General features: G+C 66.7%; 22 protein-coding genes. 16 read left to right on the top strand and 6 right to left on the bottom strand.

Annotated elements, in window-relative coordinates; genetic code table 11:
* Window position 1 precedes the first annotated feature (1 nt).
* The 5 genes from CEY09_RS04385 (at window position 2) to CEY09_RS04365 (ending at window position 5,936) form a co-directional block, all read left to right on the top strand.
* On the top strand, window positions 2-1,138 hold the full coding sequence (locus tag CEY09_RS04385; RefSeq protein WP_088587722.1) for an aminodeoxychorismate synthase component I: 1,137 nt from the start codon (window positions 2-4) through the stop codon (window positions 1,136-1,138).
* Window positions 1,139-1,213: 75 nt separating this feature from the next.
* Window positions 1,214-1,846 carry an aminotransferase class IV family protein gene (locus CEY09_RS04380; protein ID WP_006226403.1) on the top strand — a complete coding sequence of 211 codons (633 nt, stop codon included), beginning with the start codon at window positions 1,214-1,216 and terminating at the stop codon, window positions 1,844-1,846.
* 95 nt (window positions 1,847-1,941) lie between these two features.
* Window positions 1,942-2,463, top strand: a complete 522-nt coding sequence (locus CEY09_RS04375) for a sigma-70 family RNA polymerase sigma factor (RefSeq protein WP_088587721.1) — start codon at window positions 1,942-1,944, stop codon at window positions 2,461-2,463.
* Complete coding sequence (locus CEY09_RS04370) at window positions 2,421-3,443, top strand: FecR domain-containing protein (RefSeq protein ID WP_088587720.1); 1,023 nt, start codon at window positions 2,421-2,423, stop codon at window positions 3,441-3,443. The genes CEY09_RS04375 and CEY09_RS04370 overlap by 43 nt, the downstream gene beginning before the upstream one ends.
* Window positions 3,444-3,548: 105 nt before the next feature.
* Window positions 3,549-5,936, top strand: a complete 2,388-nt coding sequence (locus CEY09_RS04365) for a TonB-dependent receptor (RefSeq protein WP_088587719.1) — start codon at window positions 3,549-3,551, stop codon at window positions 5,934-5,936.
* A gap of 7 nt (window positions 5,937-5,943) precedes the next feature.
* On the opposite strand, the gene CEY09_RS04360 is transcribed toward CEY09_RS04365, so the two are convergent.
* Window positions 5,944-6,846, bottom strand: a complete 903-nt coding sequence (locus CEY09_RS04360; RefSeq protein ID WP_088587718.1) for a LysR family transcriptional regulator — start codon at window positions 6,844-6,846, stop codon at window positions 5,944-5,946.
* A gap of 211 nt (window positions 6,847-7,057) precedes the next feature.
* On the opposite strand from CEY09_RS04360, the gene CEY09_RS04355 reads away from it, so the two are divergent.
* Genes CEY09_RS04355 through CEY09_RS04345 form a run of 3 tightly spaced genes read left to right on the top strand, consistent with a single transcriptional unit; the run spans window position 7,058 to window position 9,119 of the window.
* Window positions 7,058-8,317, top strand: coding sequence for an aromatic ring-hydroxylating dioxygenase subunit alpha (locus tag CEY09_RS04355; protein ID WP_088587717.1), 1,260 nt, complete (start codon window positions 7,058-7,060; stop codon window positions 8,315-8,317).
* Between the two features lie 2 nt (window positions 8,318-8,319).
* Window positions 8,320-8,793, top strand: coding sequence for an aromatic-ring-hydroxylating dioxygenase subunit beta (locus CEY09_RS04350; RefSeq protein ID WP_035213777.1), 474 nt, complete (start codon window positions 8,320-8,322; stop codon window positions 8,791-8,793).
* A 14-nt stretch (window positions 8,794-8,807) separates the two neighbouring features.
* Window positions 8,808-9,119 carry a non-heme iron oxygenase ferredoxin subunit gene (locus CEY09_RS04345; protein ID WP_088587716.1) on the top strand — a complete coding sequence of 104 codons (312 nt, stop codon included), beginning with the start codon at window positions 8,808-8,810 and terminating at the stop codon, window positions 9,117-9,119.
* A 49-nt stretch (window positions 9,120-9,168) separates the two neighbouring features.
* On the opposite strand, the gene CEY09_RS04340 is transcribed toward CEY09_RS04345, so the two are convergent.
* From CEY09_RS04340 to CEY09_RS04325, 4 genes are all read right to left on the bottom strand, one after another.
* Complete coding sequence (locus CEY09_RS04340; RefSeq protein WP_088587715.1) at window positions 9,169-10,008, bottom strand: tRNA threonylcarbamoyladenosine dehydratase; 840 nt, start codon at window positions 10,006-10,008, stop codon at window positions 9,169-9,171.
* An 887-nt stretch (window positions 10,009-10,895) separates the two neighbouring features.
* The gene (locus tag CEY09_RS04335; protein ID WP_175216755.1) at window positions 10,896-12,293 is read right to left on the bottom strand and encodes an efflux transporter outer membrane subunit; all 1,398 of its coding nucleotides are present in this window, start codon (window positions 12,291-12,293) and stop codon (window positions 10,896-10,898) included.
* A 5-nt stretch (window positions 12,294-12,298) separates the two neighbouring features.
* Window positions 12,299-14,257 (bottom strand): MacB family efflux pump subunit, encoded by a 1,959-nt coding sequence (locus tag CEY09_RS04330; protein ID WP_088587714.1) that lies wholly within the window; start codon window positions 14,255-14,257, stop codon window positions 12,299-12,301.
* A gap of 1 nt (window position 14,258) precedes the next feature.
* Entirely contained in the window at window positions 14,259-15,446 is a 1,188-nt protein-coding gene (locus CEY09_RS04325; RefSeq protein ID WP_006226391.1) for an efflux RND transporter periplasmic adaptor subunit, read from the bottom strand.
* 377 nt (window positions 15,447-15,823) lie between these two features.
* Between CEY09_RS04325 and CEY09_RS04320 the strand changes: the two genes are divergently transcribed.
* The 6 genes from CEY09_RS04320 (at window position 15,824) to purU (ending at window position 21,010) form a co-directional block, all read left to right on the top strand.
* Window positions 15,824-17,032, top strand: a complete 1,209-nt coding sequence (locus CEY09_RS04320; RefSeq protein WP_088587713.1) for an MFS transporter — start codon at window positions 15,824-15,826, stop codon at window positions 17,030-17,032.
* Between the two features lie 2 nt (window positions 17,033-17,034).
* A complete protein-coding gene (locus CEY09_RS04315) occupies window positions 17,035-17,697 on the top strand; it encodes a gamma-glutamylcyclotransferase (protein ID WP_035213776.1) in 663 nt (220 codons plus the stop codon).
* A gap of 116 nt (window positions 17,698-17,813) precedes the next feature.
* Complete coding sequence (gene pdxH / locus CEY09_RS04310; RefSeq protein ID WP_088587712.1) at window positions 17,814-18,443, top strand: pyridoxamine 5'-phosphate oxidase; 630 nt, start codon at window positions 17,814-17,816, stop codon at window positions 18,441-18,443.
* Window positions 18,444-18,482: 39 nt separating this feature from the next.
* Complete coding sequence (locus CEY09_RS04305; RefSeq protein WP_006226386.1) at window positions 18,483-19,007, top strand: flavin reductase family protein; 525 nt, start codon at window positions 18,483-18,485, stop codon at window positions 19,005-19,007.
* The gene (locus tag CEY09_RS04300; protein ID WP_088587711.1) at window positions 19,004-20,113 is read left to right on the top strand and encodes an NAD(P)/FAD-dependent oxidoreductase; all 1,110 of its coding nucleotides are present in this window, start codon (window positions 19,004-19,006) and stop codon (window positions 20,111-20,113) included. Before CEY09_RS04305 ends, CEY09_RS04300 begins: the two co-directional genes overlap by 4 nt.
* A gap of 42 nt (window positions 20,114-20,155) precedes the next feature.
* Complete coding sequence (purU, locus tag CEY09_RS04295; protein ID WP_006226384.1) at window positions 20,156-21,010, top strand: formyltetrahydrofolate deformylase; 855 nt, start codon at window positions 20,156-20,158, stop codon at window positions 21,008-21,010.
* A 3-nt stretch (window positions 21,011-21,013) separates the two neighbouring features.
* Here purU and CEY09_RS04290 read toward each other — a convergent pair whose 3' ends face one another.
* Window positions 21,014-21,913, bottom strand: coding sequence for a LysR family transcriptional regulator (locus CEY09_RS04290; RefSeq protein ID WP_088587710.1), 900 nt, complete (start codon window positions 21,911-21,913; stop codon window positions 21,014-21,016).
* 114 nt (window positions 21,914-22,027) lie between these two features.
* Between CEY09_RS04290 and CEY09_RS04285 the strand changes: the two genes are divergently transcribed.
* Both CEY09_RS04285 and CEY09_RS04280 read left to right on the top strand, forming a co-directional pair.
* On the top strand, window positions 22,028-23,740 hold the full coding sequence (locus CEY09_RS04285; RefSeq protein ID WP_088587709.1) for an acyl-CoA dehydrogenase family protein: 1,713 nt from the start codon (window positions 22,028-22,030) through the stop codon (window positions 23,738-23,740).
* A 46-nt stretch (window positions 23,741-23,786) separates the two neighbouring features.
* Window positions 23,787-24,770 carry a Bug family tripartite tricarboxylate transporter substrate binding protein gene (locus tag CEY09_RS04280; protein ID WP_088587708.1) on the top strand — a complete coding sequence of 328 codons (984 nt, stop codon included), beginning with the start codon at window positions 23,787-23,789 and terminating at the stop codon, window positions 24,768-24,770.
* Window positions 24,771-24,780 lie beyond the last annotated feature (10 nt).

The following is a 24,780-nucleotide window of genomic DNA, read 5'->3' as shown; positions in this document are numbered from 1 at the left end:
CATGGAATGTCGTTTTGAAGACCGGCTGGCCGGCCGCGCGCTGCGCTTCGAGGGCTTTTGCTCCCGGATCGAAGCGCGCGCCGCGGCCGACGTCGCCCCCGTGCTGGCGGCCATCGAGGCCGCGCGGCGGGAGGGGCGATGGATCGCCCTGTTGCTGGATTACGAATTGGGCGAATGGCTGTTGCCCGAGGCCGCCCTGGCCGCGCCCGCCGGCCCGTGGACGCCCCCGCGCGACGACGGACGCCCCCGCCTGACCGCGCTGGTGTTCGAACGCAAGATCGACGAGGCCCCGTGGGACGCGCCCGACGCCGGCAGCGCGCCCGCGTCCATCAGCCTGCCTGCGCCGCGCATGACCGAAGCAGACTATGTGCGCCAGATCGACGCCATCCGCGGGCTGATCCGCGACGGCGAGCTCTATCAGGTCAATTTCACGCAAGCGCTGGATCTGCAGTACCAGGGTGATCCGGCCACGCTCTACCGCCGCATCGCCGCCCGCAATCCGGTGGCCCACGGCGCCTTCATCCAGGACGGCGACCGCACGGTGCTGTCTTTTTCACCCGAGCTCTTTGTGCGGCGTGAAGGTCCGCGGCTGACGACCCGCCCCATGAAAGGCACCGCGCCGCGCCACGCCGATCCCGTCGAAGACGCGCGCCTGGGCCAGGAATTGCTGGCCAGCGAAAAGAACCGCGCCGAGAACCTGATGATCGTGGACTTGCTGCGCAACGACCTGGGCCGGCTGGCCCAGCCGGGTTCGGTCAAGGTCGACGCGCTGTTCTCGCTGGAACGCTACCCCACGGTCTGGACCATGACGTCCACCGTCTCGGCGCTGGCGCCGGAGGCCACGCTGCAAGACGTGCTTTACGCCCTGTTCCCTTGCGGTTCGATTACGGGCGCCCCCAAGGTGGCCGCCATGCGCCGCATCCGCCAGATGGAAACCGCGCCGCGCGGGCTGTACTGCGGCAGCGTGGGCTGGCTGGCGCCGGATGGCGATTTCTCGTTGAACGTGGCGATCCGCACCCTGGTGCTGGACCCAGCCGGCCACGGCGTCTACAGCGTGGGCGGCGGCATCGTGCACGACTCGAACCCCGCGGAGGAATGGCAGGAATGCCATTGGAAGGCCCGGATTTTGCGCGCCTGACGATATAACCGTAGGATGGCGGCAGCGGGAGTAGCATAGAGCGCGGCCCCGCCCGCCTTGTCCCAGGAGAGTCCCATGCAACCCGAATTGATCGAGACCATCCTGGTCGATGCCGAACAACGCGTACCCCTGCTGGCCCGTCACCTGCAGCGCCTGGAGGCGTCCTGCAAGGCGCTGGGCTATGTCTGGGGCGGACGGTCGGTGGAAGGCGACATCATGATCGCCGCGATGGGGCTCGTCACCCCTGGCCCGCATCGGCTACGCTTGCTGGTGGCCCGAGACGGCTCCCGCCATATTCAGACCGCCCGGCTGCCGCCGCTGCCCGCCATCCAGGAGGTGATGCTGGCGCCCGAGGCGCTGCGTTCCTCGGAACCGCTGCTCCGCTACAAGACCACGCACCGCCCCTGGTACACCAAGACGATCGAATGGCTGCCCGCGCACCCGCATATCTTCGACCTGCTGTACCTGAACGAACGCGGCGAGCTGTGCGAAGGCAGCCGCAGCAACGTGTACCTGCGCATGGACGGCCATTGGTACACCCCGCCGGTCGATAGCGGCTGCCTGCCCGGCGTGCAACGCGGCGAACTGCTGGACACGGGCAACGTCCGCGAACGCGTGCTGACGCTGGCCGATCTGCACGCCGCCGACGAGATCCGCCTGTCCAATGCCCTGCGCGGCTGGTTCACGGTCACGCTGCGGGAAGCCTGAGCCCGCCTGCCAAGGGCATGCGCCGATTGCCAAACCGGCGCCGCTGAATAATAATTGATACTCATTCTTATTGACGTCATGTCAGCGGTTCCATCGTGTCCTCCCCCCGCCTTGCGGCATCCGCCCGCATCGAGTCCCTGTACTGCGACCATCACGGCTGGCTGCAGGAATGGTTGCGGCAGCGCCTGGGCAACGCGTTCGATGCGGCCGACATCGCGCACGACACGTTCGTGCGCCTGTTCCGCAACCAGGAACCGATACGCGAACCGCGCGCATTCCTGACCACGATCGCCCACGGGCTGGTCGTGAACCACTGGCGGCGCCAGGACCTGGAACGCGCCTACCACGACACGCTGGCCACCGTCGCAGACACTCACCTGCCCTCGCCCGAAGATCGCGCGCTGCTGATGGACGCCCTGTGCGAACTGGACGCGCTGCTGAACCAGCTGAATCCCAAGGCCCGCACCGCCTTTCTGTTGGCCCATCTGGAAGGCCTCACTTATATCGAGATCGCTGAGCAGCTGCAGGTGTCCGAGCGCATGGTGAAGAAGTACATGGCGCAGGCGATGCTGCAGTGCCTGACCTCAAGCCTGGCGCCGGCGCCGGTCGCGCCATGATGCCCGCCCGCGGCGCCTCTCCCAGCTTCAAGGTCTTGCAGGAAGCCGCCGAATGGTTTGCGGTGTTGCGGGCCCCGGCGGTGCCCGCCGATGAGCGGTTGCGCTGGCGGCAATGGCACGATGCGGACCCCGCCCATCAGCTGGCCTGGAGCCAGGTCGAGGCCATCAGCGGCAAATTCCTGAACGTGCCCGGCGGCGACAAGCCGATGGCGCACCGCTTGCTGGATGCCGCGGCGGCCAAGCGCGCCCAGCGCCGGCGCGCCATGAAGATGCTGACCCTGCTGTGCGGCACCGCCCTGGGCGTCTGGGCTTCCGCACGGACCGCCCCGTGGCGCGTCTGGACGGCCGAACATGCCACCGGCCTGGGCGAACAACGCCAAATCCGGCTGGCCGACGGCGCCAGCCTGTGGTTGAACACGGATAGCGCGATCGACGTCGACTACCGTGCGGACCTGCGGCGCATCCACCTGATCGCGGGCGAGATCCTGATCGACACCGCGCCCGACATCCAGTCGCCCGCCCGCCCCTTCGTGGTCGACACCGCCGAGGCGCGGCTGCGGGCCTTGGGCACTCGCTACAGCGTCTACCAGGAAGACGGCGCCAGCGTCGTCGCGGTGTTTGACGGCGCGGTAAGCGTCGAGCCATTGCAGGCAGGCGCGCGCCCCCTCTTGCTGCACGCCGGCCAGCAGTCCCGCGTTACCCGCACCGGCGCCGACGCGCCGGTGCCCGCCGACGAGGCCCGCCGCTCGTGGTCCAACGGGCTGATCGTCGCCGAGAACATGCGCCTGGGCGATTTCATCGCCGAGCTGTCGCGTTACCGGCGCGGCTATCTGGGGTGTGCGCCGGAAGTGGCCGACCTGCGGATCGTCGGCGCCTATGCCGTGGGCGACACGGACCGCGTACTCGCCGCGCTGGCGGCCACGCTGCCGGTGCGCGTGCGGGCCACCATGCCCTGGTGGGTGGTCGTGATTCCGAAGTAATTCGCGCCGGGCACAACTATTTTCAGGCGGAGGTTCCCTTTTCGATGCCCGTGTTTGGCATACGGGGTGAAGACCGACTTCTCTCCCTATCGACAAGGCCCCGCCATGCATTCGTCACCCCCCATCCGCCGCACCGTCCTGTCGCTGGCGATCCGTTCCAGCTTGCTAGGCATCGCCCTGGCCACCGCCGTATCGGCAGTGGCGCAGTCCGCGCAATCCGCGCCGGCCGAGCGCGACTACGACATCGCGCCCGGTGCGCTCAGCCGGGTCCTGACGCAGTTCGCGGCGCAGGCTGGCATCCAGATGTCGGTCGAAGCGTCGCTGACCGCCGGCCGCGACAGCCCCGGCCTGCGCGGCAGGCAATCGGTGCAAGGCGGCCTGAACGCGCTGCTGGCAGGAACGGGGCTGGAAGCCGTCAACCGCGGCGGCGGCGAATACACCTTGCGCGCCAGCCTCACGCCCGGGGTGACGACCTTGCCCAGTGTCACCGTCATCGGGTCGGCCACCGCCGCCCTGCAACAGGACGGGCTGGCCAGCGACGGTTACCGCTCGGGGACCTTGTCTTCCGTCGGCGCGCTGGGCGGCATGGATTGGCAGCATACGCCCTACGCCTTCAACGTCGTGTCGCGGGAACTGCTGCAGAACGTGCAGGCGCAGTCCCCGGACGACGTCTACAAGATCAGCCCGTCCACCCTGTCGCAGACGCCGCAGATCAGCGGATGGGCGCCGATGGTGAAGATCCGTGGCTTCAACAGCTATGACCGGGCCGAAGATGGCTTGCGTCGCTCTTACGGCTTTGCCGCGTCGCTGGAAGACAAGGAGCGGGTCGAAATCCTGAACGGCTTGTCGGGATTCCTGTTTGGCGCCGCCTCGCCCGGCGGCATGGTGAACTACGTCAACAAACGCCCCACGGCAGAGCGGCTGAACAGCATCACGGTAGGCAACTACGGCGGCAGCCAGTACTACGTGCACGGCGACTTCGGCGGCCCCGTCGACAGCAATGGCAAGGTCGGCTATCGCGTCAATCTCGTGCGCCAGGACGGCGACACCGCAGTGGATGACCAGAAGATCGACCGCACGCTGGCCAGCGCGGCACTGGACTTCAACATCACCGATCGCTTCAAGCTTGAGCTGGGCGCGTCCTATGGCGATTACAAGATGCAGGCGCCTTCGTCCTACTGGTTCTTCCGGGAAGGCGTGTCCCGTCCCACCTTGGACACCAGCAAAAACTGGAGCCAGCCGTGGATCCGCGACGAGACCGAAACCCGCAAATGGATGGCTCGCGCCACCTATGAGGCCAGCGACAACCTGACGCTGCGCGTGGCGCACATCCGCGAATATCAAGACAGGCCCGTGCAATACCACACCATGAACTCGGTGCGCGGACCCGGTGAGTATTTCCAGTTGCGCCAGAAGGTGGGCCCGACCCGCACCGAGTCGGAATCATGGCAAGCGTTGGCGGACATTTCGTTCGGCACCGGCCCCGTCGCCCACAAGATCACGATGGGCTATTACGGCTACACGGACAGGCAATGGCAGACCAACTACTTCCCCAGCACCGGGTATCTGGGCCCCTACGGGCTGGATTCGCCTACGCATGTCGCGGAGCCGGTTTGGCCGTCCACGCCGTCCAAGGCGATGTACTTCTCCAGTCGCGTCCGCAACGACAACTTCATGATTGGCGACCTGATCCGGTTCAATGAACAGTGGTCGGCGCTGGTCGGCATCAACCGCAGCACGATCCAGACCATCGACCGCGATGCAAATGGCAACGCCACCCAGCCGGACTATGACCGGGGCCGGAACTCGCCCAACGCGTCCCTGATCTTTACGCCCGCGCCATGGCTGACGACGTATGCGACCTATATCGAAGGCCTGGAGCAAGGAGGCATCGCGCCAGAGGAGGCCGTCAACCGGCTGCAGACCATGCCGCCGATGCAAAGCAAGCAAAAGGAGCTGGGCATCAAGGCCGAACTGGGTGGCGTGCTGGTCAGCGGCGCATTGTTCGATATCGAGAAATCCTACGAATTCACCAACAGCGCAAATGTCTACGCGCAAGACGGTATTCAGCGCCACCGCGGCGGCGAAGTGTCGGCCGTGGGCAAGGTGACCGAGGGATGGACCATTATGGGCGGCGCCACCTTGCTGCATGCACGCGTCGAAGGAGGCGCCAACGACGGCCAGGTTCCCATAAACGTCCCGAAATTCATGGCAAAACTTTATTCCGAATATGCACTGCCTTTCGCGCCGGGGCTCAGCGTCACCGGTGGGGTCTACCATGTGGGCAAGCAATGGGCGACGGCCACCAACACCAGCCGCTTGCCCTCCTACACCACCTTCGACTTGGGGCTGCGTTACGCAGCCAAGGTGTCGGGCCGCCCGTTGACGCTGCGCTTGAACGTCAACAACCTGACAGGCAAAGACTACTGGCTCAACAGCTATTACCTGGGCAGCCCCCGCAGCGTCGCGCTGTCCGCCCAAGTCCAGTTCTGACCGCCCCTCAATCCGCGAACTCGTCCACCACCACTTGCCGCAACCACTGGTTGGCGGGTTCGCGGTGGCTGCGGGCGTGCCAGAACACGTTGATGACGGACGCCGGAATCTTCACCGGACAGGGCGCCGTCGCCAGGCCGAAAGGCTGACAGGCGCAGTCGGCGAATCGCTGCGGCACCACCGCGATCATGTCCGTGGCGGCCAGCACCGGCCCCACCGCCATGAAATGCGGCACCGTCAGCCGCAGGCGGCGGCGGATGCCGGCGTGTTCGATCACCTCGTCCACCACGCCGTGGCCGGTGCCTTCGGACACGATGGCCACGTGTTCGGCCGCCCGGAACTGCCGCGCCGTTACGCCTGAGCGCGCCAGCGGGTGGTCGCGCCGGAAGATGCACACGTAGGGCTGGCTGAACAGCTTGCGCTGGAAAAAGCCGCTTTTCAGGCCCGGCAGGAAGCCCATGGCCAGGTCGATGCGGCCACGCTCCATCTCGTCTTTCACGTCGATCGACGTCGTGCGCACCGTCCGGATCGTGACGCCGGGCGCCGCGCCATCCAGCGCCCGCATCAAACGCGGCAGGAAATAGGTTTCGCCTACGTCGTTCACGCCGATCACGAACGCCCGCTCGCTGCGCGCGGGATCGAAGCGTGCCCGCGCGTTCAACGTGCTGTGCAGCGCGCCCAGCGCATCGGCGATGGGCTGGGCCAGCGATTCCGCGTAGGGCGTGGGCACCATGCCGCGCGACGTGCGCAGGAACAACTCGTCGCCCAGCAGCTTGCGCAGCCGGCCCAGCGCATTGCTGACGCCGGGTTGCGAAATGCCCAGGCTCTGGGCCACGGCGGACACCCGGCCGTGCTTCTGCAGTTCATTGAAGACGACCAGCAAATTTAGGTCCACGTCTTTCAGGTTCATGCGCTTGTCTCCACCAATATTGATTTTGGTGATCTGTCTTATCAAGCAGATTCTATTTATTTATTCGGCAGTCTGCCCGATGATGAGGCGACAACTGCCCGCGCCGATGCCGCGCGGGTCCTGCCCGCCCCAGCGGCGCAGATGAACAATGGAGACAAGCCATGCAATCCGCCACGCCCTGTAGACCGGGCGGCCACCCCGGAGGCCGCCCATGAACGCCCCCGACCAGCCGCTCACCTTCGTTCCGCCCTGGCAGGGCGACGGCTCCCACCGTATCCCCTTCGGCGTCTACACCGATGCCACGCTGCACCAGCGCGAACTGGAGCGCTTCTTCTACCGCTCGCACTGGAGCTACGTGGGCCTGGAGGCCGAAATCCCCAACCCGGGCGACTTCAAGCGCACTGCGGTGGGCGAAAGGTCCGTCATCCTGCTGCGCGATAACGACGGTCAGGTGCGCGTCGTGGAAAACGTGTGCGCTCACCGCGGCGTGCAGTTCTGCCGCGAACGCGCCGGCAACCGCAGCGAATTTGTCTGCCCCTACCACCAGTGGAATTACGACCTGCAGGGCAACCTGATCGGCGTGCCCTTCCGGCGCGGCGTGAAGCAGGACGGCAAGGTGAACGGCGGCATGCCGCCCGATTTCAAGCCTGAAGAACACAGCCTAACCAAGCTGGCAGTGGCTTGCCGCAACGGCGTGGTCTTCGCCTCGTTCGACCACGGCGTGGAATCGCTGGAAGACTACCTGGGTCCGGACATCCTGCACTACTTCGACCGCGTCTTCGACGGCCGCGAACTGGTGATCCACGGCTACAGCCGCCAGCGCATTCCGGGCAACTGGAAACTGATGCAGGAGAACATCAAAGACCCCTACCACCCGGGCCTTTTGCATACCTGGTTCGTCACCTTCGGGCTCTGGCGCGCGGACAACCGGTCGGAACTGAAGATGGACCGCCATTTCCGCCACGCCGCCATGATTTCCACGCGCGGCCAGGGCGGCAAAGGCAGCGTCACCAGTGGCGTGTCCAGCTTCAAGGAGCAGATGTCGCTGAACGACGACCGCTTTCTGGACATCGTGCAGGAGCCGTGGTGGAACGGCCCCACCGCCGTGCTGATGACGTTGTTCCCCAGCGTCATCATCCAGCAGCAGGTGAATTCGCTGTCCACTCGCCACATCCAGCCCGTGGGCCACGACGCCTTCGATTTCGTCTGGACCCACTTCGGCTTTGCCGACGACACGCCCGAGATGACACGCCGGCGCCTGCGCCAGGCCAATCTGTTCGGCCCGGCCGGCTTCGTGTCGGCCGACGACGGCGAAGTCATCGAATTCTCGCAAGCGGGTTTTCAACAGAAGCCGTGGCACCGCAGCGTGGCGGAGCTGGGCGGCAAGAGCGCCGAGAACACCGACCACATGGTGACTGAAACGCTGATCCGCGGCATGTACGCGTATTGGCGCCGCGTGATGGAGGCATGACGATGCTGGACTTCCCGCTCTACTACCAGCTGACCCGCCTGTACGCCGACTACGCCGCCGCGCTGGACGCCGAAGAATGGGAGAAATGGCCGGACTTTTTCCTGGAAGACTGCACCTACAAGGTGCTGCCCCGCGAAAACCACGAGCGCGGCTATCCGCTGGCGACCATGGCGTTCGAAAGCCGCGGCATGCTGAAGGACCGCATCTACGGCGCCACCGACACGATCTTCCACGACCCGTACTACCAGCGCCACGTCGTGGGCGCGCCGCGCGTGCTGTCGGCCGACGGCGACCGCATCGAATCCGAGGCCAGCTACGCGGTGTTCCGCACCAAGCCCAACCAGCTGACCACGGTCTTCAACGTGGGACGCTATCTGGACGTGGTGCGCCAGACGTCCGACGGCCTGAAGTTCGAATCGCGGCTGTGCATTTTCGACAGCGAACTGATCCCGAATTCGCTCATCTATCCCATCTGACCAGGACAATCGCTATGAGTACGCAATGGATCAAGGCCATCGCGCGGGCCGACGTGCCGGAAGAAGCCGTCATCGCCGTGCTGGCGGGCGACCGCGAGATCGCGCTATACGGTGTCGACGGCGAGGTCTACGCCACCGCCAACCTCTGTACGCACGGCAACGCCCGTCTATGCGATGGTTTCCTGGAAGGCCACGAGATCGAGTGCCCGCTGCACCAGGGCCGTTTCGACGTTCGCGACGGCAAGGCGTTGTGTTCCCCCTTGCGGGAAAACGTGGCGACCTACCCCGTCAGGATCGAGGACGGGATGGTGTTCGTGGCGCTGTAAGGCGAAGGCCGGGCGGCCGGTACGCCGTGACGCGGCCACCGGCCGGCGTTCAGATCGCCAGCCGCAGCGCCTCGTTGGCAGCCGCCATGCCCATGGCGGCCGTCACGGTCACAACCGAACCGTAGCCCGCGCACGACAGCCCTTGCGGCGCGATGTTCTGGCCCGAGGCGCCCACGTCGTCTTCGCCCTCGACGGGGCGGGTCCAGGCGTCGGGCAGGATGGCGGGCTGGTCGAACCACAAGGCATGGATGCCCATCTTCGGCACGCGCTTGAGCGCCTTGCCGTTCTGGTCGGACGCGCGCGGAAAGCCATGTTCGCGGCGCAGCTTGTTGCGCAACTTGGCCAGCAAGGCGTCGTTCACCGCAGCCGACAGGTCCCCCGCCCGCAAGGCGAGCGGATCCGTCTTGCCGCCGGCGCCGCCGCACAGCAGCATCGGCACGCCCAACGCCCGCGCATGCAGGATCATCGCGATCTTGGCGGCGGCCTGGTCAGTGCAATCGATGATGACGGTGTAAGGCCCGGGCAAGACGTCGGCGACGTTCTCGGGCGACACGAAATCGTCCACCCGCGTCAGCCGGCATTCCGGATTGATCGCCAGCACCCGTTCCGCCATGGCATCCACCTTGGATTGGCCCAGCGTGGACGACAGCGCATGGATCTGGCGGTTGACGTTGGATTCGGCGATGTGGTCCAGGTCGATCAGGGTCAATGCCCCGACCCCGCAGCGCGCCAGCGCCTCGACGGTCCAGGAACCGACGCCGCCCAGGCCGGCGACCGCAACGTGAGCGTTTTGCAGGCGCGCGGGGGCTTGAGGGCCGTAGAGACGGGACAGGCCGCCGAAGCGGCGGTCAAGGTCGGCGGGGGGGATCGGGTGATCGGGGGAGTTCATGGGGGGTATTTTATAGGGCGGGGCGTTGTCGGTGTTTAGGGGCCGGCGTTGTGCTTCGTAGGTCGCCCATCGCCGCGGTTGGCGTGCGGGCGCGCGCCCACGATTGCGGTCCGGAGCCTTCGCTCCGGACTTCCCCCTCGTCATCTTCGTTGCGGCCTACGGCCGCTGCCTTCAGATTCCCTCGGGCGCATCAAGGTTGCGCGCCCGCACGCCAACCGCAACGACGGGCTGCCGCCGTCTTGGGTCGGTGCGCTGCTAGACCTGTATGCAAGGACGAGTCTTGCGCTGCCCGCCGCTGAAGGCCGCGCAGGCGGCCGTCATCGGCATACGCGTTCTGCCGCGTCGTAGGATGGGTGCAGCGCGGCAAAGTCGTCATAAGACCGGGACCGACTGCCGCGCGTAACCCATCAGGTTTGCGACCGTCTGATGGGTTACGTGCGGCAGAGATCAACGTGCTCGTAGGGAATGGAGCGCACTTCACCCATCCTACGAAATCAATCGGCATCCTCCCGACGCAAGACCCCGTGAAAGCCCCAAAAGGCCGCCCGCGCGGCCGGCCTGGGGCGAGGCCCGCAAGATCTTTCACCACCCACCCATGGCGGGAGGGAACCCCAAGCAAACCGTCCTCCCCAGCTGACGTCAGATTTCAATTAGCAGAGCCCGGCGTGGCGGTGGGGCGGGGTGCGCGGGGAGTCGATGCGCCCGAGGGAATCTGAAGGGAAGGCCGCAGGCCTGGACGAAGATGACGACGGGGCTAGTCCGGAGCGAAGGCTCCGGACCGCAATCGTTGACCCGCGCGCCCCGCCCCACCGCCACGCAGGGCGTCTCAAGAACCTCAAACATCACGCAACGAGACAACCGCCAACACCCGACACCCAACGCCGATATCAACGAACCACAACATCATCCCCCCCCAGCGCCCGATAAACCGTCACCTGGTTCACCAGCCGGTTCAATCCGTTCTCGTCCCGCGCAATCTCCGCCGTCCGCCGCTTCTCCTGCGCATCCAGCCAGTCCTTCAACGACACGGCCCCTGCCCGGTAGCGCACTTCGTACAAACGTTCGGCGTCGCGCGCCGCCCGCAACGACACCGCCAGCTGCTCCGCCTGCAATGCCAGTTGCGTCCGGTTCGACAGCGCATTCTCCACGTCCGCCATCGCCTGATACAGCGACTGCCGGAAATTGACGACGCGTTCTTCGTAGTCGGCCTTTGATATCTTGATGTTCAGCTGCATCTGGTTCCATTGCAGGAACGGCAGCGTCAGGCCCACGCCCAGGGACGCGACGGGGTTTTGCAGGATGTTCGATAGCGTGGGGCTGGCGCTGCCCACGGCGCCCGTCAGGGTGACCGGCGGATAGAAGCTGGCGCGCGTGGCGTCGACCGTGGCCAGCGCTTCACGCAGGCGCAGTTCCGCTGCGCGCAGGTCCGGGCGGCGACCCAGCAGGTCGGCGGGGACGCCGGCGCGTGCTTCGGGCAGCGGGTACTGCGGCAGCCGGGCCGGGTCGGCCATGCTGCGGTCGGGCGGGCCGTCGAACAGGATGGTCAGCGCATTCGTGTATTCCACCCGCTGCTGCACCAGCAGGGTGTGCGCCGCCTGCTGGCTGGCCACGGTCTGCTCGGCTTCCGCCAGTTCCAGGGCCGATGCGCCGCCCGCGGCGTACTGCGCGCGCACCAGGTCCTGCGTGCGGCGGGCGTAGGCGATGCTTTCTTCGCTGCTGGCGATGCGCTGGTTGATGAAGGCCGTCTGCCAGTACAGCGTGGCCGTGGTGCCCACCAGGGACAGGGCCGAGGACTGGCGGTCCTGCTCGGTGGCCAGCGCCTCCCACTGGGCGGCATCGCGCTGGCGCGACAGCTTGCCCCACAGGTCGACCTCGTAGCTCACAGTCAGCTCGGTGGCATTGGTCCGCGCGATGGCGCGGTCGCCGTACAGGTTGCGGTTGCGCGACACGTTGGCGCTGCCGCCCAGTTGGGGGATCAGTTGGTCTTCGGTCAGCCCCGCCTGGTACTGGGCGCGGCGCACCCGGATCGCCGCGGCGGCCAGGTCGTTGTTGCGCGCCAGCACGGCATCGACCAGGCCGTTCAAGACCGGATCATTGAAATTATGCCACCACGCACCGCCGTCAGCCAGCGGCGCTTGCGCGTCGCCCGGGACGCCATGCGTCCAGGCGGCGGGCGCCTGGGTCAGCGGGGGCTCGTAGTCGGTACGCAGCAGGCTGCCGCAACCGCCCAGCGCCAGAAGCAGCGCCAGGGCGGCGGGGGTGCGAATCAAAGAAACCGCTTTCATCGTCCTCATTCCCGGGCCAACGCCTCGACGGGATCCAGGCGCGCCGCATTGCGCGCCGGCAAATAGCCAAAAAGCACACCGATCAGCGTCGAGCACGTGAATGCCGCCACCATCGATGCCGTGGAATAGATCATCTGGAACGAACCTGCCGTCGCCTTGAACACCAGCACGCCCAGCGCCAGCGACAGGATGATGCCCAGCGCACCGCCGATCAGGCAGACCAGCACGGCTTCGATCAGGAACTGCTGCATGATGTCGCTGCGCCGCGCGCCCACCGCCATGCGCACGCCGATCTCGCGGGTGCGCTCGGTGACGGACACCAGCATGATGTTCATGACCCCGATGCCGCCCACCATCAGCGAGATCAGCGCGATCAGGGACACCAGCAAGGTCATGGTGGCCGTCGTGCGCTCGATGGTCTTGCGGATGGCATCCGTGTTGAACACAAAGAAGTCCTTCACCACGTGGCGGCGCATCAGCACGCGCTCGATAGCCCGCTCGGCCGCGGCCGGCGGCGTGGCGTCGTTCACCCGCACCGTAATGCTCTTCAAGTGCTGCTGGCCCAGCACGCGCGACAGCGCGGTGGTGTAGGGGATCCAGACATTCAGCGATTCGTTGTTGCCGAAGACGGAATCTTTCTTCTCGGTCACGCCGATCACGCGGGCCGGCATCGATCCCAGGAACACCACCTGCCCGATCGGGTCCGTATGCGACCCGAACAAGGTCCGTCGCGTGCCTTCGTCGATCACGACTTCCTGCGCCCGGCGCACCACGCTGGTCTCGTCGAAGAACTTGCCCTGCGCCAGTTTGACGGCGCGCACGCGGAAGTACTGTTCGCCTACGCCCTGGATCGAGCCGTTGACCGACACGTTGCGGTAGCGCAGCGTGTTGCTGGTGACGACTTCGGGGGTGACGCTGTCTACATAAGGTTCGCGCGCCAGCGCGTCCGCGTCGGCGGCGACCAGCGTGCGGATGTTGACGGCTTTCTCGTCACCGAAGTCCTTGCCGGGGAACACTTCGACGGTATTGGTGCCGATCGCGCTGATGTCTTCCAGGATCTTGCGCCGCGACCCTTCGCCCAGCGCCACCACCGACACCACGGCCGCGATGCCGATGATGATGCCCAGCATGGTCAAGGACGTGCGCAGCCGGTGCGCGTTCATGGACAGCAGCGCCATGCGCAGCGCCTCGCCGCAGCGGTCCAGGTACGACTGCCAGGCGGGCCGCTTGGGCAATTCCGGCGGCGGGTCGCGCTCCGCGTCCCGCCGCGGCGCGTCGGGATTGCGCTTGTCCGCGACGATCTCGCCGTCGCTGATCTCGATGATGCGTTGCGCATGGCGCGCCACATTCATATCGTGCGTGACGATGATGATGGTGTGGCCAGCCGCGTTCAGTTCTTCCAGGATGCGCAGCACTTCCTGGCCGGTATGCGTGTCCAGCGCGCCGGTGGGTTCGTCGGCCAGGATGATGTCGCCGCCGTTCATCAGCGCGCGCGCGATGCTCACGCGCTGCTGCTGGCCTCCCGACAATTGACCGGGGCGATGCTCAGACCGGTCGCCCAGCCCCAGCCGCTTCAACAATTCCTCGGCGCGGGCCATCCGGGCTTCGCGGCGCTTGCCGGCGTAGACGGCCGGCATTTCGACGTTGCCCTGCGCCGTCAGATCGGACAGCAGGTGATAGCGCTGGAAGATGAAGCCGAAGTGTTCCCGCCGCAACTCGGCCAGCTCGTCCGGGCCCAGCTCACCCGTGCTGCGCCCGCTGACCCGGTAGTCGCCTCGGGTCGGGCGGTCCAGGCAGCCCAGGATGTTCATCAGCGTGGACTTGCCCGACCCGGACGCGCCCACGATGGCGACCATTTCCCCGGCCTCGATGGTCAGGTTGATGTCCTTCAGGACGGCAATGGTCTGCTCACCCGCGGGGAACTCGCGGCGTACCCCGGAAAGCGAGATTAGCGGGCCGCTCATGTCAGGCCCCCGGCGCCGCGGCGGCCGCAGGCGCAGAATCCGCCGTCACGACCCGCTCGCCCACCTCCAGCCCTTCCAGCACCTGCGCCTGCACGTTGTTGTTCATGCCGATCTTGACCTGACGCACTTCAGTCTTGTTGTCCTTCAAGACCACGCGCACGGCATAGCGGCCGTCTTCGCCGCGCTTGCCCAGCGCCGAGGCCGGCACCACGACGGCGTCCTTGGCCTCGCCCAGCACGATGAAGACCTGGGCGGTCATCGAAATGCGCAGCTTTTCGTCGGGGTTGGGCACGTCGAACAGGCCGTTGTAGTAGACGGCGGCGGTGGTTGAACTGCCGGTGGAAGACGTCAGCGACGACGTCGCGTCGTCTTTCTGGATGGAGTCCGGCGCCGGTTCCACCGCGCGCAGCTTGGCCTGGTAGCGCTGGTCGGGTTCGCCCAGGATGGTGAAGTACACCGGCAGCCCCGCCTTCACGCGGGTCACGTCGGCTTCCGAGATCTGCGCCTTGATCGTCATGGTGTCGACCTGGGCCACCTTGATGATGGTAGGCGCGCTCTGGATAGAGTTGACGGTCTGGCCTTCCTTGGTCACCACGGCCACCACCATGCCGTCGATGGGCGAGACGATGCGCGTGTACCCCAGGTTGACGCGGGCGGTGTCGACCTGAATCTCGGCCTGCGCGATCTGCGCGTCAAGCGAGGCAATCTCCGCGCGCGTCACGGCCAGCGTGGCCTCGGCCGTCTCAAAGGCTTCGCGCGAACTGGCGTCGGCCGCCAGCATCTGGCGCTGGCGCTTGAACGCCAGCTCGGCCTGCTTCAGCGTGGCGACCTTGGCCGCGCGTTCGGCGCGGCGCGTCTGCAGGGCCGCTTCGGCATTGCGCAGTTCGTTCTGCTGGGTCAGGTCATCGATTTCTGCGACCAGTTGGCCCTTCTTGACGCGGTCGCCCAGCGCCACTTTCAGGGACTTCAACTGGCCGGTTGCCTGGGCGCCCACGCTGACGCGCTCGATGGCGTCGATGGTGCCGCTGGCCAGCACGCTGTCTTCAAGGTTCGCCCGGCTGACTTCGCCCACCGCGAAGGTGGGTGGCGGCGGCGCCGAAAAGAACATGGCGCGCAGGACGTACGCGACAAGCAGGACGACGACGGCGATCAGCGCATAACGCTTGAACTTGCTGCGGGACTTTTTCATTGAACCTGATGAGAGGAGGCGCGGGCCGCGAACCTGCGCCGGTATTGCAAAGCATAGGCGCCCATCCTAAACGCGCCTTCTGTCCAAACCACTGCCAATCTGTGTCAAAACGGTGAAAAACAGTAAAGCGGCACCGGTTCGTCAAGCCTGCGCGCGATTGTTCCGTTGTGAGAACGATACAACGTCTGCGGCGCACGCGCGGAACCCCGCATTGCGCACATGCCGCGAACGTGCCGCCATCTTGCGCCGTAAGCACGCGACTTGCCCGCTAGATGGCGCCTATCTTGTCACCACGCGCTGAAACAATTTGCGGCGGTGCAAAAAAACCGTGCCTCGACATAGACCGACGATCCGCCCAGAATGAATGCAGTTACGCCGTGTCTACCTCCAACAGATCCCCCTCCTCGCCTTCCAGTTCCCCGGAATTTTCCGGGGCAGTGCTGCTGTGCCTGCTGGCAATGATGAATCACGTCGCCCTGACCGGGGGACGGATCACTGTTTCGCTGACCGCGCTGCAAATGGGCCTGTCGACCTTCAAGGTCGGCACGCTGGTGGCTGTATTCGCCGTGCTGCCGATGCTGTTCTCGGTACGCGCCGGACGCTGGGTCGACCGGGTGGGCATCGTGCGTCCCCTCGTCATCGGGACGTCATTGGTCGCGATCGGCACCGCATTGCCCTTTATCTCGCAGACCCAGACCGCGCTTCTCATTGCCTCCTGCTGTATCGGCATCGGGTTCATGCTGCACCAGGTCGCCACCCAAGATTTGCTGGGCCATGCCGAGCCCACGCAGCGGCTGCGCAATTTTTCGTTCATGTCGCTGGCGCTTGCCGGATCGGGCTTTTCCGGGCCGCTGATCGCCGGCCTGGCGATCGACCACCTGGGCACGCGCACGGCCTTCGGCCTGCTGGCCCTGGGCCCCATCCTGTCCGGGATCGGGCTGTACGCGATGCGGCACCAATTGAAGGCGGTGGATTCGCAACTGGCAGGCGCGAAAGAAGCACAGCGCCGAAGGGTGACGGAATTGCTGGCCGTGCCCGCGTTGCGCCGCATCCTGATGGTCAACACGATCCTGTCCGGTGCCTGGGACACCCATTTGTTCGTCGTGCCCATCTTCGGCGTCGCCATCGGCCTGTCGGCCACCACCATCGGCGTCATTCTTGCGTCCTTCGCGGCGGCAACGTTCGTCATCCGCCTGATATTGCCGCTGATCATGCGCCGTGTGCGGTCCTGGACGCTGGTGCGGGTGGCCATGGCGACGGCCGCCATCGATTTCATGCTTTACCCGCTGTTCACCGACGTTACTGTCCTGATCGTGCTGTCGTTCATCCTGGGCCTTGCCTTGGGGTGCTGCCAACCGAGTATGCTATCCCTGCTGCACCAGCATTCGCCGCCGGGCCGTGCCGCCGAAGCCGTCGGCCTGCGGATGGCGCTGATCAACGGGTCACAGGTATCCCTGCCGTTGACCTTCGGCGCGCTGGGTGCGGTAATTGGCGTCGCCCCGTTGTTCTGGGCGTATTCGCTGGCCCTGATGGCGGGCGGATGGGCCAACCGCAATCCCCCGCTCGAGTCTGACCGGAACCCGTAGTCGTGAACATGCAGTCCTCTCCTCCCGCCGCCGGCATCGCCGGCGCCAGCCTGCCCTTTCGCCTCTGGACGCCAGAGGAAAGGCAGGCCTCGCTGGACCAGGCGCTGCAGCATTGGCAATCCGGGGAAGACGTCTGGGTATATGGGTACGGATCGCTGATCTGGCGCCCCGATTTCGACTTCATGGAACGCCGCCTGGCGACACTGCGCGGGCACCACCGGGCCCTGTGCCTGTGGTCGCGCGTGAACCGCGGCACGCCGGAATGCCCGGGTCTTGTCTTCGGGCTGGACCGCGGAGGTTCCTGCCGGGGCGTCGTCTACCGACTGGCCGGCGACCAGGTGCCCACTTATTTCCCCGCCCTCTGGGAACGCGAGATGTCCACGGGGGCCTATCTGCCCCGCTGGATCAACTGCGCAACCGACGCCGGCCCCGTCCGCGCGCTGGTCTTCATCATGAACCGGGACAATCCGGCCTACATCCGCGCCCTGCCCGATGCCGAACTGCTGGCCATCGTGCGCCGGGCCGCCGGCCGCTACGGCCCCTGCACCGACTACGTGGTCCAGACCGCCCAGGCGCTACGCGCCGCCGGCATCCATGACGCCCGCCTGGACGCCATTGCCCGCCGGCTGGAACTGGACGGGCGGCCCCTGCCGGAAGGCAGCTGACAGCTCCCCGCCCGGCCGCGGGCGCCAAACATGCCTGAGACCTGCGCGGGGTCAATAAGGGAGCGATGCCCCAAGCGGTATAAACTCCCTGTTATCAACGCTGAATCCCACGCCTCATGTCCGTCTCCGATCTGCGTCAAAGCTACGAAAAGAACGTCCTGCTGGAAAGCCAGGCCGCCGCGTCCCCGTTCCAGCAGTTTTCCCGCTGGTTCGACGAAGCGCTGGCCGCCAAGGTGCCGGAACCCAACGCCATGACGCTCGCCACGGTGAACGCCGACGGCCAGCCCAGCGCCCGCATCGTCCTGATCAAGGGCTTTGACGAGCACGGCTTCACGTTCTTCACCAACTATGAATCCCGCAAGGGCCAGGATCTGCTGGCCGAGCCGCGCGCCTGCCTGCTGTTTTTCTGGCAGCCGCTGGAACGCCAGGTGCGGATCGAAGGCGTGGTGGAAAAAGTCGCCGCCGAAGAGTCGGATGCGTACTACCACAGCCGGCCCGCCGGTTCGCGCATCGGCGCCTGGGCTTCGCGCCAAAGCCAGCCCATCACCCGTGAAGAGCTGGAAGCCCGCGAGCAGGAATTCCGCGAACGTTTCGGCGAACAGCCGCCGCGCCCGCCGCACTGGGGCGGTTACCGCCTGAAGCCCACCGCTTTCGAGTTCTGGCAAGGCAGGCCCTCGCGCCTGCACGACCGCCTGCGCTATGTCGCCGACGGCACGGCCTGGAATATCGAACGCCTGTCGCCTTGATGCCGGGCGCCCCGCGCGCCCGCCCGACTTAACGATTGCATGCCCGCCTCCTCCCCCGATTTTGACGCCTCCTTCTTCCGTACCGCACTGGGCCGTTATGCCACGGGCGTAACGGTCGTCACTGCCGCCGGCCTTGATGGCGCCCCCATCGGGCTGACGGTCAGCTCCTTCAACTCCGTGTCGCTGAACCCGCCGCTGATCCTCTGGAGCCTGTCGCGCGGATCATCCTCGCTGGAGGCGTTCGAGCGGTGCGAACGCTATGTGGTCAACGTGCTGAGCGCCGAGCAGATTGCGCTGGCGCGGCGTTTCGCCACGGGCAAGACGCCTGACCGCTACGCCGGCCTGACCGTGCACCATGCGCCCGGCGGCACGCCGATGCTGGACGGCCACTGCGCCGCCTGGTTCGAATGCCGCAACCGCAGCCGCTACGAAGAAGGCGACCACATCATCATGGTGGGCGAAGTCGAACGCTGCGGTCACAGCAGCGAACCGCCGCTGGTCTTCCATGCCGGCGGCTTCGACCTGACCCCGGCGGGTTCCCGGTCCGAAAGGAAAGCGCCATGAGCGTGGATGTCGATTGCGTCGTCATCGGCGCAGGGGTGGTCGGCCTGGCGATTGCCCGCGCGCTGGCCCAGTCCGGCCGCGAAGTGCTGGTGGCCGAAGCCACGGAAGCCATCGGCACCGGGACCAGCTCGCGCAATTCCGAAGTCATCCACGCCGGCATCTATTACCCCGCCGGCAGCCTAAAAGCCCGCCTGTGCGTGCGCGGCAAGCATCTGCTGTACGCGTACTGCGCAGAACGCGCCATCCCGCACAAGCGGCTGGGCAAGCTCATCGTGGCCACCGACCGCGAACAGGCCGCCCAGCTGGAAGGCATCGCGCAGCGCGCCCGCGCCAACGGCGTGGACGACCTGCAATACATTTCCGGCGAAGACGCCATGCGCCTGGAGCCCGCGCTGCAATGCACGGCCGCGCTGGTGTCGCCGTCGACCGGCATCGTGGACAGCCACGCGCTGATGCTGTCGTTCCAGGGCGATGCCGAGAACGCCGGCGCCCAATGCGTGTTCCACACGCCGCTGGTGTCCGGCCGCGTCCGTCCCGAAGGCGGGTTCGACCTGCAATTCGGCGGCGATGAAGCCATGACCCTGACCTGCAACGTGCTGATCAATTCGGCCGGCTTGCAGGCGCCGGCGCTGGCCCGCCGCATCGACGGCGTGCCGCCCGCCAGCATCCCCACCGATTACCTGTGCAAAGGCAGCTATTTCACGCTGTCCGGCCGCGCTCCGTTCTCGCGCCTGATCTACCCCGTGCCGCAACACGCCGGCCTGGGCGTGCATCTGACGCTGGACATGGGCGGCCAGGCCAAATTCGGCCCCGACACCGAATGGGTCGGCACCGAAGACTACACGCTGGACCCGGCCCGCGCCGACGTGTTCTACGAAGCAGTGCGCAGCTACTGGCCCGCCCTGCCCGACAATGCGCTGGCACCCGGGTACACCGGCATCCGGCCCAAGATCTCCGGGCCGCACGAACCCGCCGCCGACTTCGTCATCGCCGGCCCCGCCGTGCATGGCGTGCCCGGCTTGGTGAACCTGTTCGGCATCGAATCCCCCGGGCTGACCTCCAGCCTGGCCCTGGCGGAAGAAACCCTGGCGCGCCTGGCCGCCTGATTCCGCCCCATTCCCCTTCTTACCTCGGCCTATTTCCGCACCATGCAGCACAACGACTACATCCTGACCCTGTCCTGCCCCGATCGCACCGGCATCGTCTACCGCGTCAGCGGCCTGTTGTTCGAATTGGGTTGCAACATCCTGGATTCGCAGCAATTCGGCGACGAGGAAACGGGCCAGTTCTTCCTGCGCGTGCACTTCGACCTGCCCACCGCCGTGGCCGCCGACGACCTGCGCGGCCGCCTGGCCACGCTGTCCAGCGAATACGGCATGGACCTGAAGCTGCACGATGCGCGCCGCAAGGAACGCCTGCTGATTATGGTCAGCAAGCAGGGCCACTGCCTGAACGACCTGCTGTTCCGCGTGCATAGCGGACATTTGCACGCCGAAGTGGCCGCGATCGTGTCGAACCACAACGACTACGCCAGCCTGGCCGCGTCCTACAACATCCCGTTCCACTACCTGCCCGTCACGGCGGACACCAAGGCAGAACAGGAAAAGCAGGTGCTGCAGATCGTGGAGCAGTCAAACACCGACCTGGTGGTGCTGGCCCGCTACATGCAGATCCTGTCGGCGGACATGTGCCGCGCGCTGAACGGCCGCGCCATCAACATCCACCACAGCTTCCTGCCCAGCTTCAAGGGCGCCCGCCCGTATCACCAGGCGCATGCGCGCGGCGTGAAGATCATCGGCGCGACCGCCCACTACGTGACCTCCGACCTGGACGAAGGCCCGATCATCGATCAGGACATCGAACGCGTGGACCACACGATGACCGCCCAGGACCTGACCCAGGTCGGCAGCGACATCGAATCCCTGGTGCTGTCGCGCGCCGTGCGCAGCCACGTCGAACACCGCATCCTGCTGAACCGCAACAAGACCGTCGTGTTCCGCTGATCCTCAGCCTGCGGCAGCGGGCGGGTACTGGCGCGCCACCAGCGCCACCGCCTTCTGCTGCAGCGGCGAACGCGCCTGGGCCGGCCAGATCACCTGGCTGACCGACCGGGCCTCGTGCCCGAAGGCGATGAAGCGCGTTCCCGCCAGACCGCTGCGCGACAGGCACGCCGGCACGATCGACACCCCCAGCCCTTGCGACACCAGCGACGCCACGCTCAGCCAGTGGCGCACCTCGTGCCGGATCACCGGCATGAACCCCGCCGCCACGCACATCGACAGCACCGTCTCGTAATAGCTGGGCGACGCGGCGCGCGCGAAGAACACGAAATCATCGCCCGCCAGTTCCGCCAGTTGCAGCGACGCGCGGTCGGCCAGCGGGTGCGAGTCCGGCAGGCACACGACAAAAGGTTCGGCCATCACATCGCGGGCGTGGACCTCGTCCGGCACCGGATTGGCGTGGATGAAGCCCAGGTCCTGCTCGCCGCGCCGGACGGCTTCGATCTGCTCATAGGAGTTCAGCTCGGTCAGCACGTGCTCCACGTCAGGCAGCTCGGCCCGCATGGCGTTGAGCAGCGCGGGCAGGCCGCGATACAGCATGGACCCCACAAAGCCGATGCGCAGCCGGCCGCGCAGCCCCGCGTCCACCCGTTGCACCAGCGTACGCACCTCCTCGGCCTGGCGCAGCAAGGTCAACGCCTCGCGGTACAGCACCTGGCCGGCATCGGTCAGCTCTACGTGGCGACTGGTGCGGGCCAACAGGCGCGCGCCCACGTTGTCTTCCAGCTGGCGGATGGCGTAACTGAGCGGCGGCTGCGAAATGTGCAGGCGCGTGGCCGCGCGGCTGAAATGGCGCTCTTCGGCCACCGCGATGAAGTAGCGCAACAGGCGCGGATCCAGGTCCATCGTCCCCTCCTGATCTATATTTTTTATGGATTGTTCTACACGAAAACGGTATTTGCATAGATTAATCGACCCGCGCAACATCGGCCATCTCCCCGTTTTCCGCAGGATGCCGCCATGGATACCCCCAAGACCGCCGCCCCGACCGCCGCCGCCCCCGTCGCCACGCCCGTTCCGGACTCCCGCGGCCTGAACCTCTTCAACGCGGACCCCTATGCGGCGGCCCTCAGCCAGCGCTACCTGCCGCCCGCGCTGCATGCCCACCTGCTGCCCCATCTGGAACGGCTGGGCGGCCTGGCCGGCGGCGTCATGGACGAACTGGCGGCCACGGCGGACAAGCATCCCCCCACCCTGTCCGTGCGCAGCCGCGCCGGCACCGACGAATCCCGCGTCGACAAGCATCCGGCCTACGTCGAACTCGAACGCCTGGCCTACAGCGAATTTGGCCTGGCGGCGCTCTCGCACCGCGGCGGCGTGCTGGGCTGGCCCGAGCCCATGCCGGCCGCCGCCAAGTACGCGCTGAGCCACTTGTTCGTGCAGGCGGAATTCGGCCTGTGCTGCCCGGTCAGCATGACGGATTCGCTGGCGCGCACGCTGCGCAAGTTCGGCGACCCCGCGCTGGTCGAGCGCGTGCTGCCGCAGGTCACCTCCCAGGACTTCGACACCTTGCGCCAGGGCGCCATGTTCATGACCGAACAGGGCGCGGGCTCGGACGTCAGCGCCACCGAAGTCACGGCCGAGGCCCAGGACGACGGCACGTGGCGCATCCACGGCGACAAATGGTTCTGCTCGAACCCCGACGCCGGCTTTGCGATGGTGCTGGCCCGCAGCGAGCCGCAGCCCGGTTTGAAGGGCGTGTCGCTCTTCCTGCTGCCGCGCGACCTGGCCGACGGCAGCCACAACCACTACCGCATCCTGCGCCTGAAAGACAAGCTGGGCACGCGTTCCATGGCCAGCGGTGAAATCCGGCTGGAGGGCGCGGTCGCCTGGCTGGTGGGCGACCGCGGCCGCGGCTTCAAGCACATGGCCGACATGATCAACAACTCGCGCCTGTCCAACGGCATGCGCGCGGCCGGCCTGATGCGCCGCGCGGTCACCGAAGCCGTCTACGTGTCGCAGAACCGCCGCGCGTTCGGCAAGCGCCTGATCGACATGCCGCTGATGCAGCGCCAACTGGTCAAGATGACGGTTTGGGCCGAGCAGGCGCGCAGCGTCATGTTCCAGACGGCCCGCGCGCTGGCCGACGCGGACCACGGCACGGCCGATCCCGCGCTGGCCCGCATCCTGACGCCCCTGATCAAATTCCGCGCCTGCCGCGACGCCCGCAAGGTAACGGGCGACGCGATGGAAGTGCGCGGCGGCTGCGGCTACATCGAAGAGTGGACCGAACCGCGCCTGGTGCGCGACGCCCATCTGGGCTCCATCTGGGAAGGCACCAGCAACATCGTAGCGCTGGACGTGCTGCGCGCCATCAAGAAAGAAAATTCGCTGCCCGCGCTGCGCGTCCACATCGACCGCCTGCTGGCTGAGGGCGCGCCCTGCCCGCCCGCCCTGGCCGAGACGCAGGCCCACGCCCTCGAACAGACCTTCGCGCTGGCCGAGCATGCCGCCCAGGGCGACCATGCCGAACTGGCCCGCCAGGCGGCATCGTTGCTGTACCACGCGGTATCGATGGCCGCGCTGCGCTGGGAAGCCACCAGCGCCGGCCTGGAAAGCCGCGCGCAATTGGCCGATCAGGTGCTGCTGCACCGCCTGGCGCCCCGCGATCCCTATGCCATCCCCCCCAACGAAAGCGCGGCCTGCCAGGCCATCCTGCACTACGCGCTGTAAACCGACGCCGGCGGCACAGCCGGCGCGCCCCTCAGGAGACACCACCATGAAACGCCTTCTTGCCCCCCTGATGCTGGCGGCGGCCACCGCCGTGGCCCCGTCCGCACCCGCCGTGGCCGCGGACGCCTTCCCCACGGCCCGCCCCATCACGCTGATCGTGCCCTTCCCGCCCGGCGGCCCCACTGACGCCATGGCGCGTCGGCTGGCCGAGAAACTGCGCGAACCGCTCAAGCAGAACGTCATCGTCGAAAACCGCAGCGGTGCGGGCGGCAACATCGGATCGGAATACGTAGCCTCGGCCAAGCCCGACGGCTACACGCTGCTGTTCGGCACGTCCGGCCCGCTAGCCATCAATGTCAGCCTGTACAAGAAGCAGGGCTACAACCCCGAAACCAGCTTCGCGCCCATCATCCGCCTGGGCCATCTGCCCAACATCCTGGTCGTGAACCCGTCGGTGCCGGCCAACAACGCGCAAGAGCTCATCGCCTACGCCAAGAAGAATCCGGACAAGCTCAGCTACGCCTCGTCCGGCAATGGCGCCTCGTCGCACCTGGCCGGCATCCTGTTCAACAAGATGGCCGGCACGCAGATCATGCATATCCCCTACAAGGGCACCGGACCGGCATTGAACGATCTGCTGGGTGGGCAGGTATCCATGTCGTTCACCGACATCCTGACCGCGCTGCCTTACATCAAGGCGGGCAAGCTGCGCGCCATCGGCCTGGCCAGCGCCCAGCGCTCGGAAGCCCTGCCCGACCTGCCCACCTTGTCCGAACAGGGCCTCAAGGGATATGACGTCAGCGTCTTCTTCGGCATCGTCGCCCCCAAGGACACGCCGGCGGACGTGGTGAACACGCTGAACCAGGCGTTCAAGACCGCGCTGTCGGACCCAGCCATCAAGCAGACCCTGCATTCGCAGGGCATCGTCGAAGCGCAGGACCAGACCCCGCAAGGCCTGGCGGCGTTCATCACCACCGAAGTCCCCAAGTGGCGCGAGCTCATCACCAGCGCCAACGTTTCCATCGACTGAAGCTGACTCC

This window comes from Achromobacter marplatensis (assembly GCF_002209535.1).
Classification (GTDB): domain Bacteria; phylum Pseudomonadota; class Gammaproteobacteria; order Burkholderiales; family Burkholderiaceae_B; genus Achromobacter; species Achromobacter marplatensis.
Note: the sequence above shows the minus strand (reverse complement) of the source record. Positions and strands in the feature narration are given on the sequence as shown.

Bases quoted from the DNA above. Each gene is read 5' to 3' on its own strand.
- CEY09_RS04340 (WP_088587715.1), bottom strand. From the start codon at position 10,008: ATGAACTCCCCCGATCACCCGATCCCCCCCGCCGACCTTGACCGCCGC.
- CEY09_RS04280 (WP_088587708.1), top strand. From the start codon at position 23,787: ATGAAACGCCTTCTTGCCCCCCTGATGCTGGCGGCGGCCACCGCCGTG.
- CEY09_RS04290 (WP_088587710.1), bottom strand. From the start codon at position 21,913: ATGGACCTGGATCCGCGCCTGTTGCGCTACTTCATCGCGGTGGCCGAA.
- CEY09_RS04380 (WP_006226403.1), top strand. From the start codon at position 1,214: ATGCAACCCGAATTGATCGAGACCATCCTGGTCGATGCCGAACAACGC.
- CEY09_RS04345 (WP_088587716.1), top strand. From the start codon at position 8,808: ATGAGTACGCAATGGATCAAGGCCATCGCGCGGGCCGACGTGCCGGAA.
- purU (WP_006226384.1), top strand. From the start codon at position 20,156: ATGCAGCACAACGACTACATCCTGACCCTGTCCTGCCCCGATCGCACC.
- CEY09_RS04335 (WP_175216755.1), bottom strand. From the start codon at position 12,293: ATGAAAGCGGTTTCTTTGATTCGCACCCCCGCCGCCCTGGCGCTGCTT.
- CEY09_RS04350 (WP_035213777.1), top strand. From the start codon at position 8,320: ATGCTGGACTTCCCGCTCTACTACCAGCTGACCCGCCTGTACGCCGAC.
- CEY09_RS04365 (WP_088587719.1), top strand. From the start codon at position 3,549: ATGCATTCGTCACCCCCCATCCGCCGCACCGTCCTGTCGCTGGCGATC.
- CEY09_RS04285 (WP_088587709.1), top strand. From the start codon at position 22,028: ATGGATACCCCCAAGACCGCCGCCCCGACCGCCGCCGCCCCCGTCGCC.
- CEY09_RS04305 (WP_006226386.1), top strand. From the start codon at position 18,483: ATGCCCGCCTCCTCCCCCGATTTTGACGCCTCCTTCTTCCGTACCGCA.
- CEY09_RS04355 (WP_088587717.1), top strand. From the start codon at position 7,058: ATGAACGCCCCCGACCAGCCGCTCACCTTCGTTCCGCCCTGGCAGGGC.
- pdxH (WP_088587712.1), top strand. From the start codon at position 17,814: ATGTCCGTCTCCGATCTGCGTCAAAGCTACGAAAAGAACGTCCTGCTG.
- CEY09_RS04360 (WP_088587718.1), bottom strand. From the start codon at position 6,846: ATGAACCTGAAAGACGTGGACCTAAATTTGCTGGTCGTCTTCAATGAA.
- CEY09_RS04325 (WP_006226391.1), bottom strand. From the start codon at position 15,446: ATGAAAAAGTCCCGCAGCAAGTTCAAGCGTTATGCGCTGATCGCCGTC.
- CEY09_RS04385 (WP_088587722.1), top strand. From the start codon at position 2: ATGGAATGTCGTTTTGAAGACCGGCTGGCCGGCCGCGCGCTGCGCTTC.
- CEY09_RS04330 (WP_088587714.1), bottom strand. From the start codon at position 14,257: ATGAGCGGCCCGCTAATCTCGCTTTCCGGGGTACGCCGCGAGTTCCCC.
- CEY09_RS04300 (WP_088587711.1), top strand. From the start codon at position 19,004: ATGAGCGTGGATGTCGATTGCGTCGTCATCGGCGCAGGGGTGGTCGGC.